This window comes from Vibrio sinensis, from assembly GCF_003605645.1.
GTDB lineage: Bacteria > Pseudomonadota > Gammaproteobacteria > Enterobacterales > Vibrionaceae > Vibrio > Vibrio sinensis.
Genome location: NZ_QVMU01000035.1, coordinates 1 through 17,483, shown reverse-complemented (window position 1 = coordinate 17,483; position 17,483 = coordinate 1). Strand labels below are relative to the sequence as shown.

Here is a 17,483-nt window from a genome sequence, read left to right as displayed (position 1 = left end):
TGAAATAGCAGTCATAAGGTGTACGTTTGAGTCGAACAGGTATCGCAAAACCGCTATATTGTGACGCAATTACGGCCTTGCTCTTTGGAGGCATAAAGCTTTTTATCGGCGAGCAATAGGGTTTCGTTAAATGAGCGTTTGCTATTGTCATGAATAGCGATACCACAGCTTATAGTTACGTTAAATTCTAGCCCGTCGATGTCGAATAAGGTGTTTTCAACCTTAGTTCGAATTCGTTCTGCTACATTAAGTAGTTCAATTTTGTTTTTGAAGAGCCCGACAACCACGAACTCTTCACCGCCATAGCGGATACAGTAATCCTTGTGATCAATGCTATGAAGTATCGTGTTCGCAATTTGCGTCAGTACATTATCGCCATAGTTGTGCCCATATGTATCGTTGACATATTTAAAGTGGTCAATATCAAGAAAGAGAACGGCGAGATAATGATTTGGTGCGCTTTCTTGCTTATTGATGAGTATTGGGATTATCTCTTCTAGGAAACGTTTAGTATGAAGGTTAGTTAATGCGTCTCGCACCGTTAATTCCCCCATCTGGCTAAAGAAATCATTGATGAAAGTGATACTAATCGAGATCAATATAAGAAAAACCAGCATGACAAATCCGGTTGATTTGAACGTGGTCCAAAGTACATTCTCTTTAGTTTCGTCAAGGTATAAACCCGTTCCTATTACCCAGTTCCACTCGGGGATGTGGGAAACGTATGAGACTTTTTGTTGTTCTGTTGATGATTTCGGTTTGGGCCACCAATAGTGCACCCAACCACCGCCATTCAAGGCCAACTCGATAGTATTTTGGAAAAAGAGTTTCCCCTTTTTATTTGCTTGAACGATGACCTCATGGTCGATTGGTGTGCTTGAGTTAGCGGGTATTAGAGAGTGCTGTTCGATATCAATAACCCAAAAATAACCATTGGATCCATAGTGGATGTTTTGGAGTGCTTGGAGAGTGTTATTTTGCGCTTCTTGTTTAGAAAGAGCGCCTTGTTCTTCAAGATGCTGAAAATACTCAACTACACCGAGTGCCGATTCCACCAATTGGCGTGATTGCAATTCCTTTTCTTTTAGTAAGCTTGATGAAAAGGTGAAGCTGAATAGTACTAAGAAACCAATAACACCGATGGAAATGAGAGCAAAAACAATGAGCAGTTTCTTATGGAGATTAAGCCTGTGTGTTTCTGACAGTATTTTCTCCATCTTGACTCCACTATTCAGTTGGTCTAATTGAGTGTCTTAGGTAGCAATATTGAAAACAATAATAAACTAAATTGTAAACGCCATGTGGTAAAATACATTAATTTAAATCAAGGAATGGTCAAAATGTATGCTATTGCCTGCGTTTAAAGTACGCGTTTTCGATATTGCTTTTCCCTAATGAAGAAAGAGTGGGGCACAGATGACAGAGGTTCAGTAATGATATAACAGGTTATGTTGACTGTTCTCAAATATGCAAATATACCGCGTAAACCATCAGCCCTACGCCCAAAAGGCGAGAAATAATTTCACCTTTTGGGAGCATTTTTTCAGCTAATACGATCAGTGTTAATAGCATAATCCATTTGAGATTCATCACTCCTGCGGTGAAGAGTAATGCCATTAGAAACCAGCAGCAGCCCAAGCAATATTGACCATGTTTGAAGCCTAATTTGACCGCGGAAGTATAGCCCTCTCCCCATTCTTTCATTAAGAAACCGAGAGGAGAGCGACAAGCGTTTAAGCAGCGTTGTTTTATGGGGAGCCATTGGTAAATACCGGCAACAAAAAGCAAAATAGTGGTGAACCATATTTCACTACTCATCATCATTGGTGTTAACAATGATAAATGGTGCAGCCAATACTGAATGAGGGTGATAAGCACACTATAAAGTGTCCAAGCAATAAGATATCCAAGAATAAAATAAGCACTGTGTATGTAGCTTGCCCCTCGGACTTTACGCTGCTGATTGATATTGTTGACTAGCATGATTACCGGAATAGCTGATGGTAGCATCATGCCAAACATCATGATTGTCCACATGATGAAAAGCATTACCACATCATAACCATTCCATTGACTGACAGGGGCCATATTCATTGTCATAAGAAATGACATATAGAACCAACTCATCGTGATGATAGTGATGACTATAGTCAGGAGGATTTGGCGAGAATAATGTCGTGATTGCGTTGGCATAGTCACGCTACTCTAGTTACCCCATTTCACTTCAGCTTTTGCCGCAAAACGACCAACATGCTCGAAAGAAAAGGCTGGATGGTTTAGTGACATTGCTTTAGTCGTGCCGATAATCCCCTCATTCCATAAAAAACCACCATCTGGGAAGCTAATACTGACTTTTTTATCCTCACCTGTCATTGGATCTGTTAATGGAATATGTTGGACGTTGACAATATCAGCAATAGAAAAACTTGGTCGATGATCATCAGTATTCATTGCTATGGCACAAATAATTGGTCCCTCGATCTGAGAAAAAGTGCCAGCAAGTGCTTCAAAGGGCATCCCTCCAGCTTGACCTGAAAAAATGGTAGCGATAGCGTTAATTTTGTCCTCTTGTACCGATGAATCAATAAATAAAATAGCCCGCCCATTGCCCTCATGAATGGCTTTTGGCCATGAGGCTGCAAGTACTATTTTAATTCCGGTTAGATCAAGATTACCAAGATGACCTGATTTAACCGAGAAGCCAATGAGAGCCTCACAGCCGCCTGTATCACTGTCCGGGAACCCTGCGAACTGACATCCACAGCCATGACTGCAGTTGCAACTCTCAATTTGGTGCATTTCTAGAATCCAGTTGTTTTCGTTTGACATGGTATTTACTCATTAATGTGAATCATTAATGAGCTTAGTTGATGGTATTGTTAATAGCGTTATTTTGCGTGGATTTATATTGATGAGGCTTGAATTGAGTTCCGAGGGATAAAAAAATCCCCCGATGGATATCGAGGGATTGTGAGTTTTACTTGCTTGTCGCTATGCTTGCATTGTACTTGTTGTGTTACTCGAAAGTGGGGCTTAGATTGCCCAGCCACCAAGGTAGAATACAACTAATATGATACAGATGATAATCGTACCAATGTTGAGTTTTTTAACTTCGCCAGAGAATACACGACCGATAACCAAGCAAACGAAGCCCAGCATAATACCCGTTACGATGTTTGCACTTAGTACGATGAATACCGCACACACAAGGCCAGATAGTGCATCAACAAAATCATCAAAGTCTAGTTTAGAGACGTTACTCAACATCAATAAACCCACGTACATTAGTGCTGGAGCCGTTGCGTACACAGGCACTAGGTAGCTTAGTGGAGACAAGAAGATCATCAGTAGGAAAAGGAAGCCAACCACGCTAGCGGTTAAACCTGTTTTACCACCTGCCGCTGTACCGGCTGCTGATTCGATGTAAACCGCAGCAGGAGCACCACCAACAATACCTGAGAAGCTTGAGCTTAGTGAGTCAACTGTTAGAGCTTTGCCACCATTGATGATGTTGCCGCGTTTGTCGAGTAGGTTTGCTTGGCCTGCAATCGCGCGAATGGTACCTGTTGCATCAAAGATAGCCGTCATTACCAGTGCAAGAACTGATGGAAGAACAGCAGCGGTCAGAGCGCCTTTGATATCCATCGCAAAAATTAGAGAGTCGCCGTTAGCATCGTTCAGTGATGGCATCGCGAACAAACCTTGGTAGGTCACGTTTTCATCGAAGATCAAGCCAAGTACCGATAGCGCGATGATCACTAGTAAAATGCCGCCCGGTACTTTCTTTTTCTCTAAACCAAGAATCGCAGCAAGACCAACAATAGACATCAATACAGAAAATGATGAGATATCGCCAAGAGCAACAGGTAAGCCTGCGCCTGGGTTTTTCACGATCAGACCTGTACCACTTGCAGCCACAAGCAATAAGAATAAGCCGATACCAATACCTGTACCGTGTGCAATACCAAACGGGAGGTTATTTAAAATCCACTTACGTACGCCAGTCACACTGATTAGTGTGAAGATAAGGCCCATCAGGAATACAGCACCTAGTGCAACAGGAACAGATACGCCCTGACCAAGGACTAAACTGAATGCAGTAAAGGCTGTTAAAGAAATAGCACAACCAACACCAAGAGGCAGGTTTGCCCAAAAGCCCATCAATAGTGAGCCAAATGCAGCAACTAAACATGTCGCAACGAATGTCGCACCTGCGTCAAAACCGGCGGTACTTAGCATATTCGGAACAACGATAACCGAATACACCATCGCTAGGAAGGTCGTTAATCCGGCAATGACTTCTTGACGAACGCTACTGCCGCGTGCGCTGATTTTGAAAAATGAATCTAAATTCATCTTACTAGTAGACATAAAAGTACTCACAAAATGGTGATGATGGTAAAAATGGAAAGGATTCTAACGCGTACGAAAACGTTTGCAATAGAAAGGTAGTGATTTCTTTTGTGAAAAATTAGATTGTGCGTATGTTAATTTGGAAGTTTGTTAAAACCACTTATTTATGTGCTACAGGTTGCGATTAAATTAAAAACTAATGTTGTCGGTGCGTTGCTTAAAAGAAAGACGCTCCGATGGGGTTAGAGCGCTTAATCTAAAGGATTTTCATGTGTTCTAAGCAAGCTTTTGGCATTTAACAAAAATGAAGTTTGGGTTATTAGCTAAATGTAGGTAAGTGTCCAAAGAGATCAGTTTGGCTTGTTCTAATACCTGCCCCTCAGAAAGTTGCGTGATGACAAGAGAGCTCATCGTGATGGCATTCATGATTTCAGTCAGAGAACGACGATAGAACGTAACATTAACAGGCGTACCAATTGTATTCCAAGATTCGTGGATTAACTCTCGCTCAAAATAGTTTCTGCTCTTTGAGCACTCAAAGTCAGCGAATGGATGATGAGTTGAAAAGACCATAACACCATTGGGTTTTAATACTCGTGCTACTTCCTGAAATAATGGGTTTAGCTCTTCAATATAATGGAGAACTAAAGGGCAAATGATTAAATCAATGCTGTCCGATTCTTCTTTTGGTAATCCGATTGAGATATCTTGAGTGTATGAATTTACGCGATCGCCAAGTTTTTGTTGAACGATGGCGACCATCTCTGGCGACACATCCACACAGGTAACATCGGCTGCTCCATTCGATATTAGATACTCCGCATGGATGCCTGAACCACAACCAAGATCGAGAACTTTGAGCCCTTGAACGCTGCCCATCAATGCTTGTAATGAAGGTCTTTCTAGGTAGGCGTTATAAATGTTGTCTTGAGCGGCAAGATCATATTGTTGCGCATATTTTGAATACATTTCAGACATGAATACAACCTCAATTGGTCAGTGACATAAATACTGTACGTTATTTTATCGCCTGATGTGTAAAGTTGAAATGTTCGATTTGTTGTTAATAGTGAAAATTAGCGGCTTATTTGACGTTTTGTTGTACTAGACAGCACAGAGCATTACCACTTGGGTAAAGGATTCCGTTATAGTGGCGCCTGATTTTTGAATGGATGATTCCCCTATGCTTTATATTTCCCAAACTGTGACGCTTTCTGACGATGAAATTGAGCTTTCATATATCAGAGCGCAAGGAGCGGGGGGACAAAATGTCAACAAGGTCTCGTCAGCGGTTCACTTGCGATTTGATATTAATGCTTCTTCATTACCAGATTTTTACAAAGAGCGTTTGTTGGCGTTGAAAGATACTCGAATTACAAAAGATGGTGTGATTGTGATTAAAGGTCAGCAGTTTCGCACTCAAGAAAAAAACCGTGATGATGCATTATCCCGCTTACAAGCCATGATACAAAGTATCGCCGTAGTACAAAAAGCGCGTCGTGCCACTAAGCCGAGTCGATCATCTCAGCGTAAGCGTATGGACAAAAAGAATCAACGCGGACAAACAAAGTCGATGCGTGGCAAGGTACAGTTCTAGCTTTTATTCAGAGTCTTAACTGAGAATATCAATAGCAACGACTTGGTTACGGCCATTATTTTTGGCTTGATAAAGTGCGTTGTCGGCTCGCTCTATCATCTGTTCGATCCCGCACTGCCCGTTATATGAAGAAGTCACGCCAATGCTCACGGTAAAATTGATGTTCGCATTTGAGTGTGAAAGTGTATATTTTTCGGTGTTGGCACGCAGGCGTTCACATACTAGAGTTGCTGTAGATAAATCTAGTTCAGGCATAAAGAGTAAAAATTCTTCTCCTCCCCAGCGAACCAGCATATCCGAACCTCTAATAAGGGCTTGGCACTGAGCACTGAATGCTTTTAATACTTCATCTCCCACATTGTGTCCGTAGGTATCATTAATATCTTTGAAATAGTCGATGTCGAGAAAAGCGATGCATCCATTCAGTTTTTTTTCATTTTCACGGTGTTTTTTGGTGAAGAGGTTAAAAGCTCTGCGGTTATATATCCCCGTTAGAGTATCGGTACGAGACTCATTGAGAAGCTTACGATTGAGTTTTTTTAACTCATTATTTTTTTTGTGCAGTGTGCGCTCGAAAAAATAGAGACAAAATGTCAGCATTAAACTGACGGTGTAGAGAAATGCTCGCATTAATGCGTGAGATTTCTCTGGCCAATTGAATTGTATCGTCCAATCAGAGTTGTAGATCTTTAATTTATCTTGATAGTTGTAGTGACCATCGAAGTTTTTAGAATGAATAATGACATTTTCTTGGTTTTTGTCTGGATCGTGCCCTGCTAGTGAGAAAGGGATATTTCGATATTTATCTAATTCATTTTGAATAGTGCTCATTAATTTTTGGTTGTGGATTACCGCGATAGTAAATCCCCAAAAAGAGTTGTCATCTAAAAATATAGGGCGACGAATAATGATGGCTTTTTTACCATTTTGAACCAGTTTCACGGGGCCGATAACAACAATGTTGTCGCTGTCTAATGCGCATAGTGCTCCGTCATTACGGTTGTTATCATTCAAGATATCATGTCCCATGGCAGCTTTATTCTCTTCATAAGGATAAACAAACGAGACTACACCATTAGGTGCCACCATCAGTGCATCAATATAGGCGTTATTTTTCTCAATTTTCTTAGCTATCGCCGTCAATGTTTGCGGACTTTGTTGCCCATCCTGAAAGTAAATTCCCATTGCTTCTGCTGCAAACCCTGCGTGAGTGACCACTTTGATGATTTTATTTTGTAGGCTTCGGCTCAATGTTGTTAATAGTTCTTTTTTATGCGTGGCTTCATTAACGCTTGTACGATAAATCACTAATTCAGAAATGCTAATAGTGACGATTAAGCAAAGAAGAGAATACAATTTATACATGAGTTAGAGACTGTATTAATAAAGTTAATTGGCGTGTTTTCCGAATGGAGAAAAAAAATAAGTTCCCCATAAAGAGAAAATAACCGGACTAATTATAAGGCCAAGTTATTAAAAAACATATAGATTATTAATGAATAGATAAGCATGCTTTTAAAGCAAAATGTGATAATAGAAACAATATGTCGCTACGCTAATGTTGTAATTTTAATTAATTGGATGGGTCGTAAATGTGTGATAGTGATTTTAATTGTTACCATTGTGAGTCATGCTGTTTTTATATAGTTGGTTAATGCTCTTACGTATTTCATTGGTGAATAATTTAACCGTCTATCTATAGGTGTCGAAAATTAATTAAATAATTCCGTTGGATTTAATAAGTGGCATTTAATATAAATACCACTTAGATTATGTTTTAAAGAACGATCAATTAAGAAAAATTAAAAGATAATGCTTCAAAAAATCAATATTCAGGATGGCATGCCTTAAAGTTTTCTATTTAAAGCATGTATTTGCCCAACGAGCAAGTCCCGCAGTTACCGAACCAAAGTAATTACCACTGACGATTTCAATATTTGGGAGAATATCTTTAATTGCTTGGCGAACAATCGGAGAACGCGCTGAGCCACCGGTAATAAACACGACATCAGGTGTGACCTGAGCGTGGGCAATGGCGTCAAGGACAAGGCGCTTAATCTTATCAACGGTATCAGCAATCGCTGTCTCCATTTGTTCATAGCTAACATCAATATTAAGTACTTCTGCTAACAAATCGATTTCAGCGCTGTAGTGAGCTTGATCTCCAAGGGCAATTTTGGTTTTTTCCGCAGCACGTACGATACTGTGCCCTAGCGTACCACGATGAACATGGATGAGGCGTCCGAGTTGCTCTGGATGTTGAGCCGACTTCGTTAACGTCATCAACTGTTTTAAATTTTCCATCGTATAGAACTTACGTTGAGCTTCAACGTCATTGATTGCAATGCAGTTCCAAAATTGTGGGATGGGTTGTGGCAAACCAGAAAGTTGGTGAGAGCCTAAACCAAATTCAGACATAAAACGTTTGAATGCAATCGCGATATCAAAGTCGTTACCTCCAACTGCAGCACCGGTGTGCGACAGCAGCGTCTCATTTCGCTGACTTTTTCCAATCCACTCAGGGCCCATTTGAATCAACGAACAATCGGATGTACCACCACCAATATCCACGACCAATACATTCTTATTGCTGGTAAGGGTCGCTTCATAATCAAGCCCTGCAGCAACGGGCTCAAACTGAAACTCAACATGTTTAAAACCAGCTCGCTGAGCAGCACGCTGCATGATCTCAATCGCTTGTTTATTGGATTCTTCGCCACCACGACCATGGTAATTCACTGGGCGTCCAATGACGGTTTCGGTGATCGGCTTGTCGAGGGCAAGCTCCGCACGTTGCTTGATATTGCCCATCATAGCGCACACCAAATCTTCAAAGAAAGACAACTGCATATCACGTAGTCCCATTGTCCCTAAGAAAGATTTCGGTGATTTTACGTAGTAAACATGCTTTGGATCATCAAGATAAAAATCGAGAGCTTGGTTGCCAAACAAAACATCGTCAGGGCGTAAAACTAACCCTTCTTCATCATTCATTCTTATGGCACGACGTAGCAGATTCTCTCCGCTGTCAGTCAGAGGTGAAATATTCAGACAACGGAACAAATACTCAGAAATGGATTCGCGAGTCGGAGCACATAGTGTTGAGGGTATGTATAACTCATCACCAACTAAAGGAATAGTCTTAACCTGCTCACCGATCACTTGTGCGACCGAGCAGTTCGCTGTGCCAAAATCAAAACCAATGGCCATAGGATTACCTCTAAATTGGATGAATGGATAAAAGCGGGGGCAGTCTAAAGGTGTCACTCATAGACGGGTCAATGCACCCATTTTAAAAATAAGTCGGCTAGTTTCCTAGATTGTTGATGAGAAAGAAAGAGTCAGTTGGTGGTTTTATTCGTTTAACTCACCAACTGTTCATTTTGTGTTATTAGTATGGTTATTTGCAGAGGAAAGGAGGCTAACGTGTTGCGTTGAGCGTAAACGTGTAATGCTCTTGATTGTAGTAAATGTCAGAGATCTCAAAAGGAACACCAGAAGCAAGTAGGCCAATGCTGCGCGCAAATAAGACAGGTTCATCTCTTTTTAGGCCGAGTAATACTCGAACTTCTTCTGATGGCAGTTCTGCTTTGATTTGTTTTTTGCTGCCTTTAACGCTCTGTCCTTTGCTCAATAAGTATTGATATTTCGAACGGTTTAAGTCTTCGATAGTTAAATCAGCAAAGAGTGGTTCCGCTTGCATGTAGGAACATTCAAAGACAAAAGGAACTTCGCCGACCAAACGCAGACGCTTCATGTACCAAACCTGAGTGCCCGGTTCGATCCCCAACTCATTCGCGACGTGATCCGGTGCTGCCACTTTTTCCAGATGGATCACTTTGTTATTTATTGGGAAGTTGAGCTTAGAAGCGACTTCGCTAAAAGCAAAATGGCTATCTAATGGTAAGGCCATTTTAAGTTCTTGGGTCGGATGGCAAATAAAAGTACCACGTCCACGTTGGCGTTCGACAACACCTTGACGAACAAGGTAGTCCACAGCTTTGCGTGCGGTCATTCGTGAAACTTGATATTGCTCGGCTAGGCCAGTTTCAGACGGAATTGGGTCGCCAGGGTTTAAGATCCCTTGTGATATTTGCTCGGTAAGAATGCGCTCTATTTGTAGGTAAATAGGAACATGCGAGTGTTTGTCTATCATTGACTTCCCTTATATCTCCAATATTTGTGACGGCTTATCCTAACTCAGCCAAGTTGAATACACAACTATACAACTCACTTTAAGCCCCGTCATGAAAGGGCTAAGGCCATAATCAGCGCCATTTTTCAAGATCGTTTCTATCGTTGTCTTAGTGACAATTATCACATTACAAGAATGGTTGTATAGACAACTATACCTATTGGTTGTCTAATGCGCTGAGAAAAATAATGATGATAAGGAGTTATCAATCGATGAAAGATATAGGCTCTAAGCTACAGGACCTAGGAAAAGCACTGATGATGCCGATTTCGGTTATCGCCGCTGCTGGTATTTTCCTTGGTTTAGCTGCCGCCCTACAAAACCCGAACATCACTGGACAATCTTTTAACCAACTGGAACTTGTTCAGTTGTTTCTAGGTTTTATCCGTAAAGTCGCAGGTTCTTTGTTTGGCAACTTACCGCTGTTTTTTGCTGTCGCTTCGGCTATCGGCTTGGCGAAACACGAAAAACCAACCGCAGCTTTTGCCGCGATTATCGGTTTTATCTCTATGCATGTCGGTGTGAACTATTCACTGCTTGCTCAAGGGTTAACACCACAAACAACTTCAGTAGCTTACCTTGTCTCTCAAGGCATGGATAAAACAGCAGCGATGATGTTTGCGGCGGAATTCGGTAATACGTTGGGGATTTTCTCTTACCACATGAGTGTACTTGGGGGGGTGATTGCAGGTCTTGTGACTGTTGCGCTTCACAATCGTTTCTACACCATTGTGTTACCAACCGCGATTAACTTCTTTGGTGGTCGCCGCTTTGTTCCAATCATTACCGTCGTGGTTCTTCCATTGGTGGGTGTGGCGATGTCTCTGATTTGGCCAACGATTGGTGCAGCGATTGCGAAAATTGGTGAGTTCATTGGTCAGTCGGGCAGTTTTGGGACATTCCTTTTTGCGGCTACTGAGCGTCTTTTGATTCCAACGGGTTTGCATCACATCTTAAATGAAACGGTTCGCTTCACGCCAATCGGTGGTATCGCAAACGTGGATGGTGAAAGTGTCGTTGGTGCATTAAGTATCTTTAACTACGCTTTGACTCACCCAGGTAGCATCGACAATGAAATCGTCAAAGAAGCAACACGTTTCCTAGCGCAAGGCAAAATTCCAGTCATGATGTTTGCTTTGCCAGGTGCGGCGCTAGCTATGTACCAATGTGCACGTGATGAACACAAGGTGCGTGTAAAAGCATTGGTTATTGCGGGTGCGTTAGCATCATTCACGACAGGTATTACCGAGCCACTAGAATTCAGTTTTATCTTTGTTAGCCCATTATTGTTCATTTTCCACGCGATCATGACAGGCCTTTCTTTTGCTCTGATGCAGGTGTTTGGCGTGATGATTGGTAACGTTCAAGGTGGTGTGATTGACCTATTCGTCTTCGGCGTTTTAGGTGGTGAAGATACCCATTGGTGGTTCGCTGTATTAGTTGGTGCTTGCTACTTCCCTATTTACTACTTTGTCTTCCGCTTTGTGATTACTCGCTTCAACGTTGCGACGCCAGGTCGTGAAAAAGAAGACGTAAAAACTGAAATGGTTGGTGAAGCTTCAGAACAGGCTGCGCGCATCATTGAAGGTTTAGGTGGTTCAGCCAACATTGAGCTTATCGACAACTGCTTTACTCGCTTACGTGTCAAAGTAAACGACATGAGCAAAGTTCAAGATGATTTCTTAAAAACGACAGGTGCTTCCGGCGTTAAGCGGGCCACCGATGTGGATGTCCAGGTGATTTACGGACCACAAGTGGAAAGCATTGCGAATGATGTAAAGAAAGCCCTAGCGATTTAGATAGTTAACGTATTTTTATTTTCTGCCCCTGCTGGTCAGGGGCAAGTTCCAGATATTAAATTTTGTGAGAAGTAAGATGAAAAAAGCATTCAATATTGTACTAGTAGGTGGTGGTTCAACATGGACGCCAGGTATCTTAAAAGCACTTTGTAAACGTAAAGAGACGTTCCCATTAAAACGTGTTGTTATGTTTGATGTGAAGCCAGAGCGTCAAGAAACGATTGGTGAATATGCGAAGTTGCTTTTCTCGGAAGATTATCCAGAACTTGAATTTGAATACACCACAGACAAAGATGTGGCGTATAAAGACGTTGATTTCGTACTGTGCCAAATGCGTACAGGTGGCTACGAAATGCGTGAAAAAGATGAAAAAATCCCACTATCGATGGGTATTATTGGCCAAGAAACTTGTGGCCCAGGCGGTTTCGCTTACGGTATGCGTTCAATCGGCGATATGATTGAAATGGTTGAAGATGTACGTGCTCGCGCACCACAAGCTTGGATCTTAAACTACACCAACCCAGCGGCGATCGTGGCAGATGCACTGAAAAAACGCTTCCCTCAAGATGATCGCATTTTAAATATTTGTGACCAGCCAGTGAACCTACTGCGTTCATATGGCCGCTTACTTAATGTTGATCCAAACGAGTTCGATCCTGTGTACTTTGGTTTGAACCATTTCGGTTGGTTTACTCACTTGTACAATCAAGAGGGCGAAGATCTAGCGCCGAAACTAAAAGCGTACATTGCAGAAAATGGCTTTATCCCTGTGGACGCAGAGCAGCGTGACCAATCTTGGTTAGATACCTACGCAGCGGTTGCCGATATGCTACGTGATTTCCCGGACTATCTGCCAAACACGTACTTACAGTATTACTTGTACCCAGAATACAAATTGTCGAAACTTGATCCAGAATTTACTCGTGCAAACGAAGTGATGAACGGTCGTGAAAAACGTGTATTTGAAGAGTGTCGCCAAGCGGTACTTGATGGTACAACGAAGAACACAAGCGTGGTTCACAATGATGCGCACGGCGATATGATTATTGAAGTCGCAGAATCAATCGCATTCAACCAAAAACGTAAGTTTGTCGTCATTCTGGAAAACAATGGCTTAGTTGCTAATTTAGATAATGACGTTATGGTGGAAGTGACGGCTGAGTTGGGCATTAATGGCCCGCGGCCTTATGGTGTAGGTAAGATCCCAACGTTCTACAAAGGTATGATTGAAAACCAGTTCGCTTATGAGCGCCTGACGGTAGAAGCTTGGTTTGAGGGTTCGTACACGAAAGCGCTACAAGCATTGACGCTAAATCGCACCGTCGGTGATGCGAAGAAAGCACGTAAAGTACTGGATGCACTGATTGAAGCGAATAAAGGTTACTGGCCTGAATTGGCGTAGTAAGGCTTGAGTTGATCATCCAATGTGGTAATGGTGCTGAGCGCATTCCCCTATAGGTTTTCAGCACTATTATGCTCCACATACCCAAGTAGTGCGTCTGTCGCTGCTTGGGTATTTCTTTATTTGGGAGAGAAAAATGAAAATAGTCATCGCCCCTGATTCGTTCAAGGAAAGTTTAACCGCGAAACAAGTGAGCGAAGCCATTGCTACAGGATTAGCACGTGTTTGGCCAGATGCAGAATTTGTTATGGTGCCTGTCGCAGATGGTGGCGAGGGAACCGTGCAGTCACTGATTGACGCAACGGGTGGTCAGCAAGTATTTACCACAGTCTCAGGTCCACTCGGTCAGCCAATCGAAGCGTTTTATGGGGTGCTTGGAGACAGAGAAACCGCAGTGATCGAAATGGCAGAAGCCAGTGGTTTACATTTAGTCCCGAGTGAACTGCGTAATCCTAAACAAACCAGCAGCTATGGTACGGGGGAGCTGGTTAAGCATGCGTTAAATCGAGGTGTTAAGCGTTTGGTTATTGGCCTTGGAGGCAGTGCGACAAACGATGGCGGTGTGGGGATGCTGGCTGCTCTTGGCGTGCGTTTTTATAATGAACAAGGTGAAGATATTGCACTGACTGGTGGTGGTTTAGATCAGTTAGTGAGTATTGATTGTTCAACATTAGATCCAAGATTGAATCAATGTGAAATCTTAATTGCGTGTGATGTGGATAATCCATTATGTGGTGAGCGAGGTGCATCTGCGGTGTTCGGCCCGCAAAAAGGGGCCAGTGACACAGACGTAGACTTTCTTGATGGTGCCCTACACAAGTTTGGCCAATTAACGCAAAAAGTAACAGGAAAATCGGTACTGACCGCAAAAGGAGCGGGTGCAGCTGGAGGTATGGGAGCTGCATGGCTTGGTTATACAAATGCGGTGTTAAAACCGGGTATTGAGATCGTGCTTGAAACAGTTCAGTTGGCACAGAAAGTCGCTGATGCGGACTTGGTGATCACCGGAGAGGGAAGACTCGATTATCAAACGGTATCGGGGAAAACACCAATGGGTGTAGCGATGGTGGCAAAACAGTTTGACTTACCTGTCATAGCTCTAGCAGGTTGCACTGGAGACAACTATCAGGCGGTTTACCAGTGTGGGATTGATGCCGTATTTACTTGTGTGCCCGGTGCAGTCAGTTTAGAAAAAGCCCTACAAGAGGCAGAGGTAAACTTGGCTAACCTCGCTGAGAACGTTGCTCGTTTATGGCAAGTATCAAAATAGCGATTGAACGAAAAATGGGAAGCACATAGGCTTCCCATTTCAGTTTTAAAATATCAGCTTGAAGTATTAGCTCTTAGCCAAAAATAATGGTGTATAGGTAACCAGCACCGATTGCCATACTCAAGATAACCACAAGAAACGCTGCAATCATCTGATTTTTGAAGATAGATTTAAGTAAAATCACTTCAGTTAAACTTGCGCCAGCACTACCGATAATAAGCGCCATTACTGAACCTAGAGCCATTCCCTTTTGAACCAATGCCGCACTAAGAGGAATCACTGCTTCTGCACGAATATACAGAGGAATACCGATGACTGCCGCGATTGGAATCGCATACCATTTTCCAGCCCCAGCGTATTCAGCGATAAGCTCTGTTGGAATGAAACCGTAGATCAATGAACCGATTGAAACGCCAAGCATTAAGTATGGGAATACTTGTTTGAAATCTTTCCAAGTCGAGTGCCAAATGCGAACCCAGCGGCTTGGTTGTTTGTTTTCAATCGTTGCCGTAGCAGCACCATCACTTGAACAACAAGAGACACTAACTTCCACTCTTTCCTCTTTTTTGGGCTCACTGCAGCAGCTTGATTTAGCTGGAGCGCTTTCTTTTTTCGCTGTGCTATCACAACAAGTCGTTATTGGTGCTAGCTCTTGGACTTTAGTATCACCACAGCTGCTGGTTGTACAGCTAGATGCTGATGCCGCTTCATAAGCTTCTGGCTTAACGTAGCGCTCAAAGCCCAGTTTTTCCAAAATATAACCAGCTGTTACAGAGACAAACATCGCTACGGCAAAGTAAAACAGTGCGACTTGCCAGCCAAAGGTAATCACAAATAAACCGATGATCACAGGGTTAAGTAGTGGACTGGCGAATAAGAACACCATCATAGGACCAAACCCTGCACGAGCTCGTAATAATCCTTTTAAAAATGGAATTGTTGAACAAGAGCAAAATGGCGTGATTGCACCAAGTAATGAAGCGACCACATAACCTTTACCGTTACGTGAGCTCAGGATTGACTGGATCTTTTCTGGCGTTAGGAATTCTTGTAAAACCCCCACAAAGTAGCTAATAACCAGAAATAGGATGACAAGTTCGGTAGCCAGAAAGGCAAACATGTCTAGTGTTTCTTTGAACATGGCAATAGTTTCGCTGTTCATCATTTTTTCTCCAAGATATTGGGCTCGAATTTTTAAGTCCGACTCATTTCGATATGTTTGGAATTATAGAAATATCTAAGCTGAGATCAAGAAAATAATTCGATAAAAATCGAAATATATTTTTTATTTAATAAAATTAATATCTTATCGCCCATCGTTACGTGGGCCGATCTTCAATGTGATTGCATTTGTCTCATATTTCTATTATTTTAGAAATATAAAGATTAGTAACGATGAGAATGAGATATGGAACTGGAAACTGTGGCTAAGGCACTCAAAGAGTTAGGGCATCCTACTCGGCTTTCCATCTATAAGAGTGTTGTGAAAGCGGGCTATCAGGGGATTGCTGTTGGAGGCTTGCAAGAGAAGCTCGATATACCTGGCTCTACGTTATCACATCATATCTCAAGCCTTGCTTCTGCAGGGCTGATCAGCCAAAGACGTGAGGGAAGAACCTTATATTGCGTTGCTGAATTTGAATGTTTAGATGGTGTTATTGGTTTTTTGAAAGATGAGTGCTGTGTTGATGAAAGCTGCTAATGACGCACTAAAATTGGATTTAGTGTGGTTTCAATATCAGAAACCGATCGAAGCATTTCTCCATTCCAAAGTGAGAAACTCAGCAGATGTTGAAGATTTGATGCAGGAAGTTTGGCTCAAAGCTTATCAGAACTTAGCGACGGTTCAAGAAGTGGAGAACGTGAAAGCGTGGCTATTTCAAATGGCTCACCGAACCGTGATTGATTTTTATCGTAAACGCGCACGAGATGAACGTAATCGTCAACTACCAGCAGAAGAACTATGGTATCAATCCGCAGAACCTGAGCTAGAACAAGAGCTGATACAGTGCCTGTCCCCACTCATTCAAGCGTTACCAGAAGAGAGTGCTCACTTACTGGAAGTAGTTGATTTGCATGGGATGAATCAAAAAGAGCTCGCATTGAAACAAGGGATCAGTTATTCAACCTTGAAGTCTCGAGTTCAACGCAGTCGTATGGCGTTAAAAGGGATGTTTGAATCTTGCTGTGACTTATCGTTTGATAATCGAGGTGCTTTGGTTGAATGTGATGCAAAATCAGTGAGTTGCCAAAACAGTTAAGGGAAGCGTGCTGAGTTAAGTGCCAGCATGGTTTGCACTGAAATGACCAATGGTGACTGGGAGCACAATAATATCTTGGTTTTTATGCGTCAACCTGAGAGAATCGACGCCGAATTTCTTACCCAAGTGGTTTTATTATGAAGCTTTTAGTTCGTAACCTTTCACGTAACATGACCGAGCATCAAGTCCGTGTACTATTTTCAAACCACGGTTCAGTTGCTGAATGTACCTTGGTATTAGATCAAGAAACTGGTCAATCAAAAGGTTTTGCATTTGTTGAAATGCCAAATGCTGATGAAGCGAAAAAAGCAATCGCGAGCCTGAACCAGACTAATGTCGATCAGAGCAAGATTCGAGTTAAGCTTGCAAAAAACTAGTTTTTTAAGCTTAGATCCTGAGCGTTGATTATCTGAACGCTTAAGTGAATCGATAAGAAGCCAGTTACGTTTGTAACTGGCTTTTTTGTATAGAGAAAACCCCCAGCTAGGCTGGGGGTTCCGTAAAGCTTACAGCTATAAGTCAGTTATATAACCCCTTTCAATTTGATAAAAACGTCTTGTGGTCTGGCAACTGCAAGAGTTAATTAAGAATTGAAAGGGGGTCCCA

16 protein-coding genes are annotated in these 17,483 nt (G+C 42.2%); 7 read left to right on the top strand and 9 right to left on the bottom strand.

What is annotated here, in order from left to right; all coding sequences use genetic code 11:
• Positions 1-53: 53 nt before the first annotated feature.
• From DZ860_RS21845 to DZ860_RS21825, 5 genes are all read right to left on the bottom strand, one after another.
• Positions 54-1,217 carry a diguanylate cyclase gene (locus DZ860_RS21845; protein WP_120035236.1) on the bottom strand — a complete coding sequence of 388 codons (1,164 nt, stop codon included), beginning with the start codon at positions 1,215-1,217 and terminating at the stop codon, positions 54-56.
• A 244-nt stretch (positions 1,218-1,461) separates the two neighbouring features.
• On the bottom strand, positions 1,462-2,193 hold the full coding sequence (locus DZ860_RS21840) for a DUF2182 domain-containing protein (protein WP_207890666.1): 732 nt from the start codon (positions 2,191-2,193) through the stop codon (positions 1,462-1,464).
• 12 nt (positions 2,194-2,205) lie between these two features.
• Entirely contained in the window at positions 2,206-2,829 is a 624-nt protein-coding gene (locus tag DZ860_RS21835) for a DUF1326 domain-containing protein (RefSeq protein WP_120035234.1), read from the bottom strand.
• A gap of 204 nt (positions 2,830-3,033) precedes the next feature.
• On the bottom strand, positions 3,034-4,371 hold the full coding sequence (locus DZ860_RS21830) for an NCS2 family permease (RefSeq protein WP_120035232.1): 1,338 nt from the start codon (positions 4,369-4,371) through the stop codon (positions 3,034-3,036).
• A gap of 258 nt (positions 4,372-4,629) precedes the next feature.
• Positions 4,630-5,331 (bottom strand): class I SAM-dependent DNA methyltransferase, encoded by a 702-nt coding sequence (locus DZ860_RS21825; RefSeq protein ID WP_120035230.1) that lies wholly within the window; start codon positions 5,329-5,331, stop codon positions 4,630-4,632.
• 205 nt (positions 5,332-5,536) lie between these two features.
• On the opposite strand from DZ860_RS21825, the gene arfB reads away from it, so the two are divergent.
• Positions 5,537-5,950: an alternative ribosome rescue aminoacyl-tRNA hydrolase ArfB gene (arfB, locus tag DZ860_RS21820; protein ID WP_120035228.1), complete on the top strand. Its 414-nt coding sequence runs from the start codon at positions 5,537-5,539 to the stop codon at positions 5,948-5,950.
• A gap of 15 nt (positions 5,951-5,965) precedes the next feature.
• Here the strand turns inward: arfB and DZ860_RS21815 are convergent, their stop codons facing one another.
• From DZ860_RS21815 to DZ860_RS21805, 3 genes are all read right to left on the bottom strand, one after another.
• Positions 5,966-7,315, bottom strand: coding sequence for a sensor domain-containing diguanylate cyclase (locus DZ860_RS21815; protein WP_120035226.1), 1,350 nt, complete (start codon positions 7,313-7,315; stop codon positions 5,966-5,968).
• 492 nt (positions 7,316-7,807) lie between these two features.
• Complete coding sequence (gene yegD / locus DZ860_RS21810; protein ID WP_120035224.1) at positions 7,808-9,160, bottom strand: molecular chaperone; 1,353 nt, start codon at positions 9,158-9,160, stop codon at positions 7,808-7,810.
• A 211-nt stretch (positions 9,161-9,371) separates the two neighbouring features.
• The gene (locus DZ860_RS21805) at positions 9,372-10,106 is read right to left on the bottom strand and encodes a GntR family transcriptional regulator (RefSeq protein ID WP_120035222.1); all 735 of its coding nucleotides are present in this window, start codon (positions 10,104-10,106) and stop codon (positions 9,372-9,374) included.
• A gap of 251 nt (positions 10,107-10,357) precedes the next feature.
• Between DZ860_RS21805 and DZ860_RS21800 the strand changes: the two genes are divergently transcribed.
• The 3 genes from DZ860_RS21800 to DZ860_RS21790 all read left to right on the top strand — a co-directional run bounded on the left by DZ860_RS21800 (position 10,358) and on the right by DZ860_RS21790 (position 14,616).
• On the top strand, positions 10,358-11,944 hold the full coding sequence (locus DZ860_RS21800; protein WP_120035220.1) for a PTS transporter subunit EIIC: 1,587 nt from the start codon (positions 10,358-10,360) through the stop codon (positions 11,942-11,944).
• 76 nt (positions 11,945-12,020) lie between these two features.
• Positions 12,021-13,346: a 6-phospho-alpha-glucosidase gene (locus tag DZ860_RS21795; protein WP_120035218.1), complete on the top strand. Its 1,326-nt coding sequence runs from the start codon at positions 12,021-12,023 to the stop codon at positions 13,344-13,346.
• A 136-nt stretch (positions 13,347-13,482) separates the two neighbouring features.
• Positions 13,483-14,616 (top strand): glycerate kinase, encoded by a 1,134-nt coding sequence (locus DZ860_RS21790; RefSeq protein ID WP_120035217.1) that lies wholly within the window; start codon positions 13,483-13,485, stop codon positions 14,614-14,616.
• Positions 14,617-14,689: 73 nt separating this feature from the next.
• On the opposite strand, the gene DZ860_RS21785 is transcribed toward DZ860_RS21790, so the two are convergent.
• A complete protein-coding gene (locus DZ860_RS21785; protein WP_120035266.1) occupies positions 14,690-15,778 on the bottom strand; it encodes a permease in 1,089 nt (362 codons plus the stop codon).
• 246 nt (positions 15,779-16,024) lie between these two features.
• On the opposite strand from DZ860_RS21785, the gene DZ860_RS21780 reads away from it, so the two are divergent.
• The 3 genes from DZ860_RS21780 to DZ860_RS21770 all read left to right on the top strand — a co-directional run bounded on the left by DZ860_RS21780 (position 16,025) and on the right by DZ860_RS21770 (position 17,254).
• Positions 16,025-16,318 (top strand): ArsR/SmtB family transcription factor, encoded by a 294-nt coding sequence (locus tag DZ860_RS21780; RefSeq protein WP_120035215.1) that lies wholly within the window; start codon positions 16,025-16,027, stop codon positions 16,316-16,318.
• The gene (sigZ, locus tag DZ860_RS21775; protein WP_120035213.1) at positions 16,305-16,877 is read left to right on the top strand and encodes an RNA polymerase sigma factor SigZ; all 573 of its coding nucleotides are present in this window, start codon (positions 16,305-16,307) and stop codon (positions 16,875-16,877) included. The genes DZ860_RS21780 and sigZ overlap by 14 nt, the downstream gene beginning before the upstream one ends.
• Before the next feature lie 137 nt (positions 16,878-17,014).
• Positions 17,015-17,254 carry an RNA recognition motif domain-containing protein gene (locus DZ860_RS21770; protein WP_120035211.1) on the top strand — a complete coding sequence of 80 codons (240 nt, stop codon included), beginning with the start codon at positions 17,015-17,017 and terminating at the stop codon, positions 17,252-17,254.
• Positions 17,255-17,483: the final 229 nt, after the last annotated feature.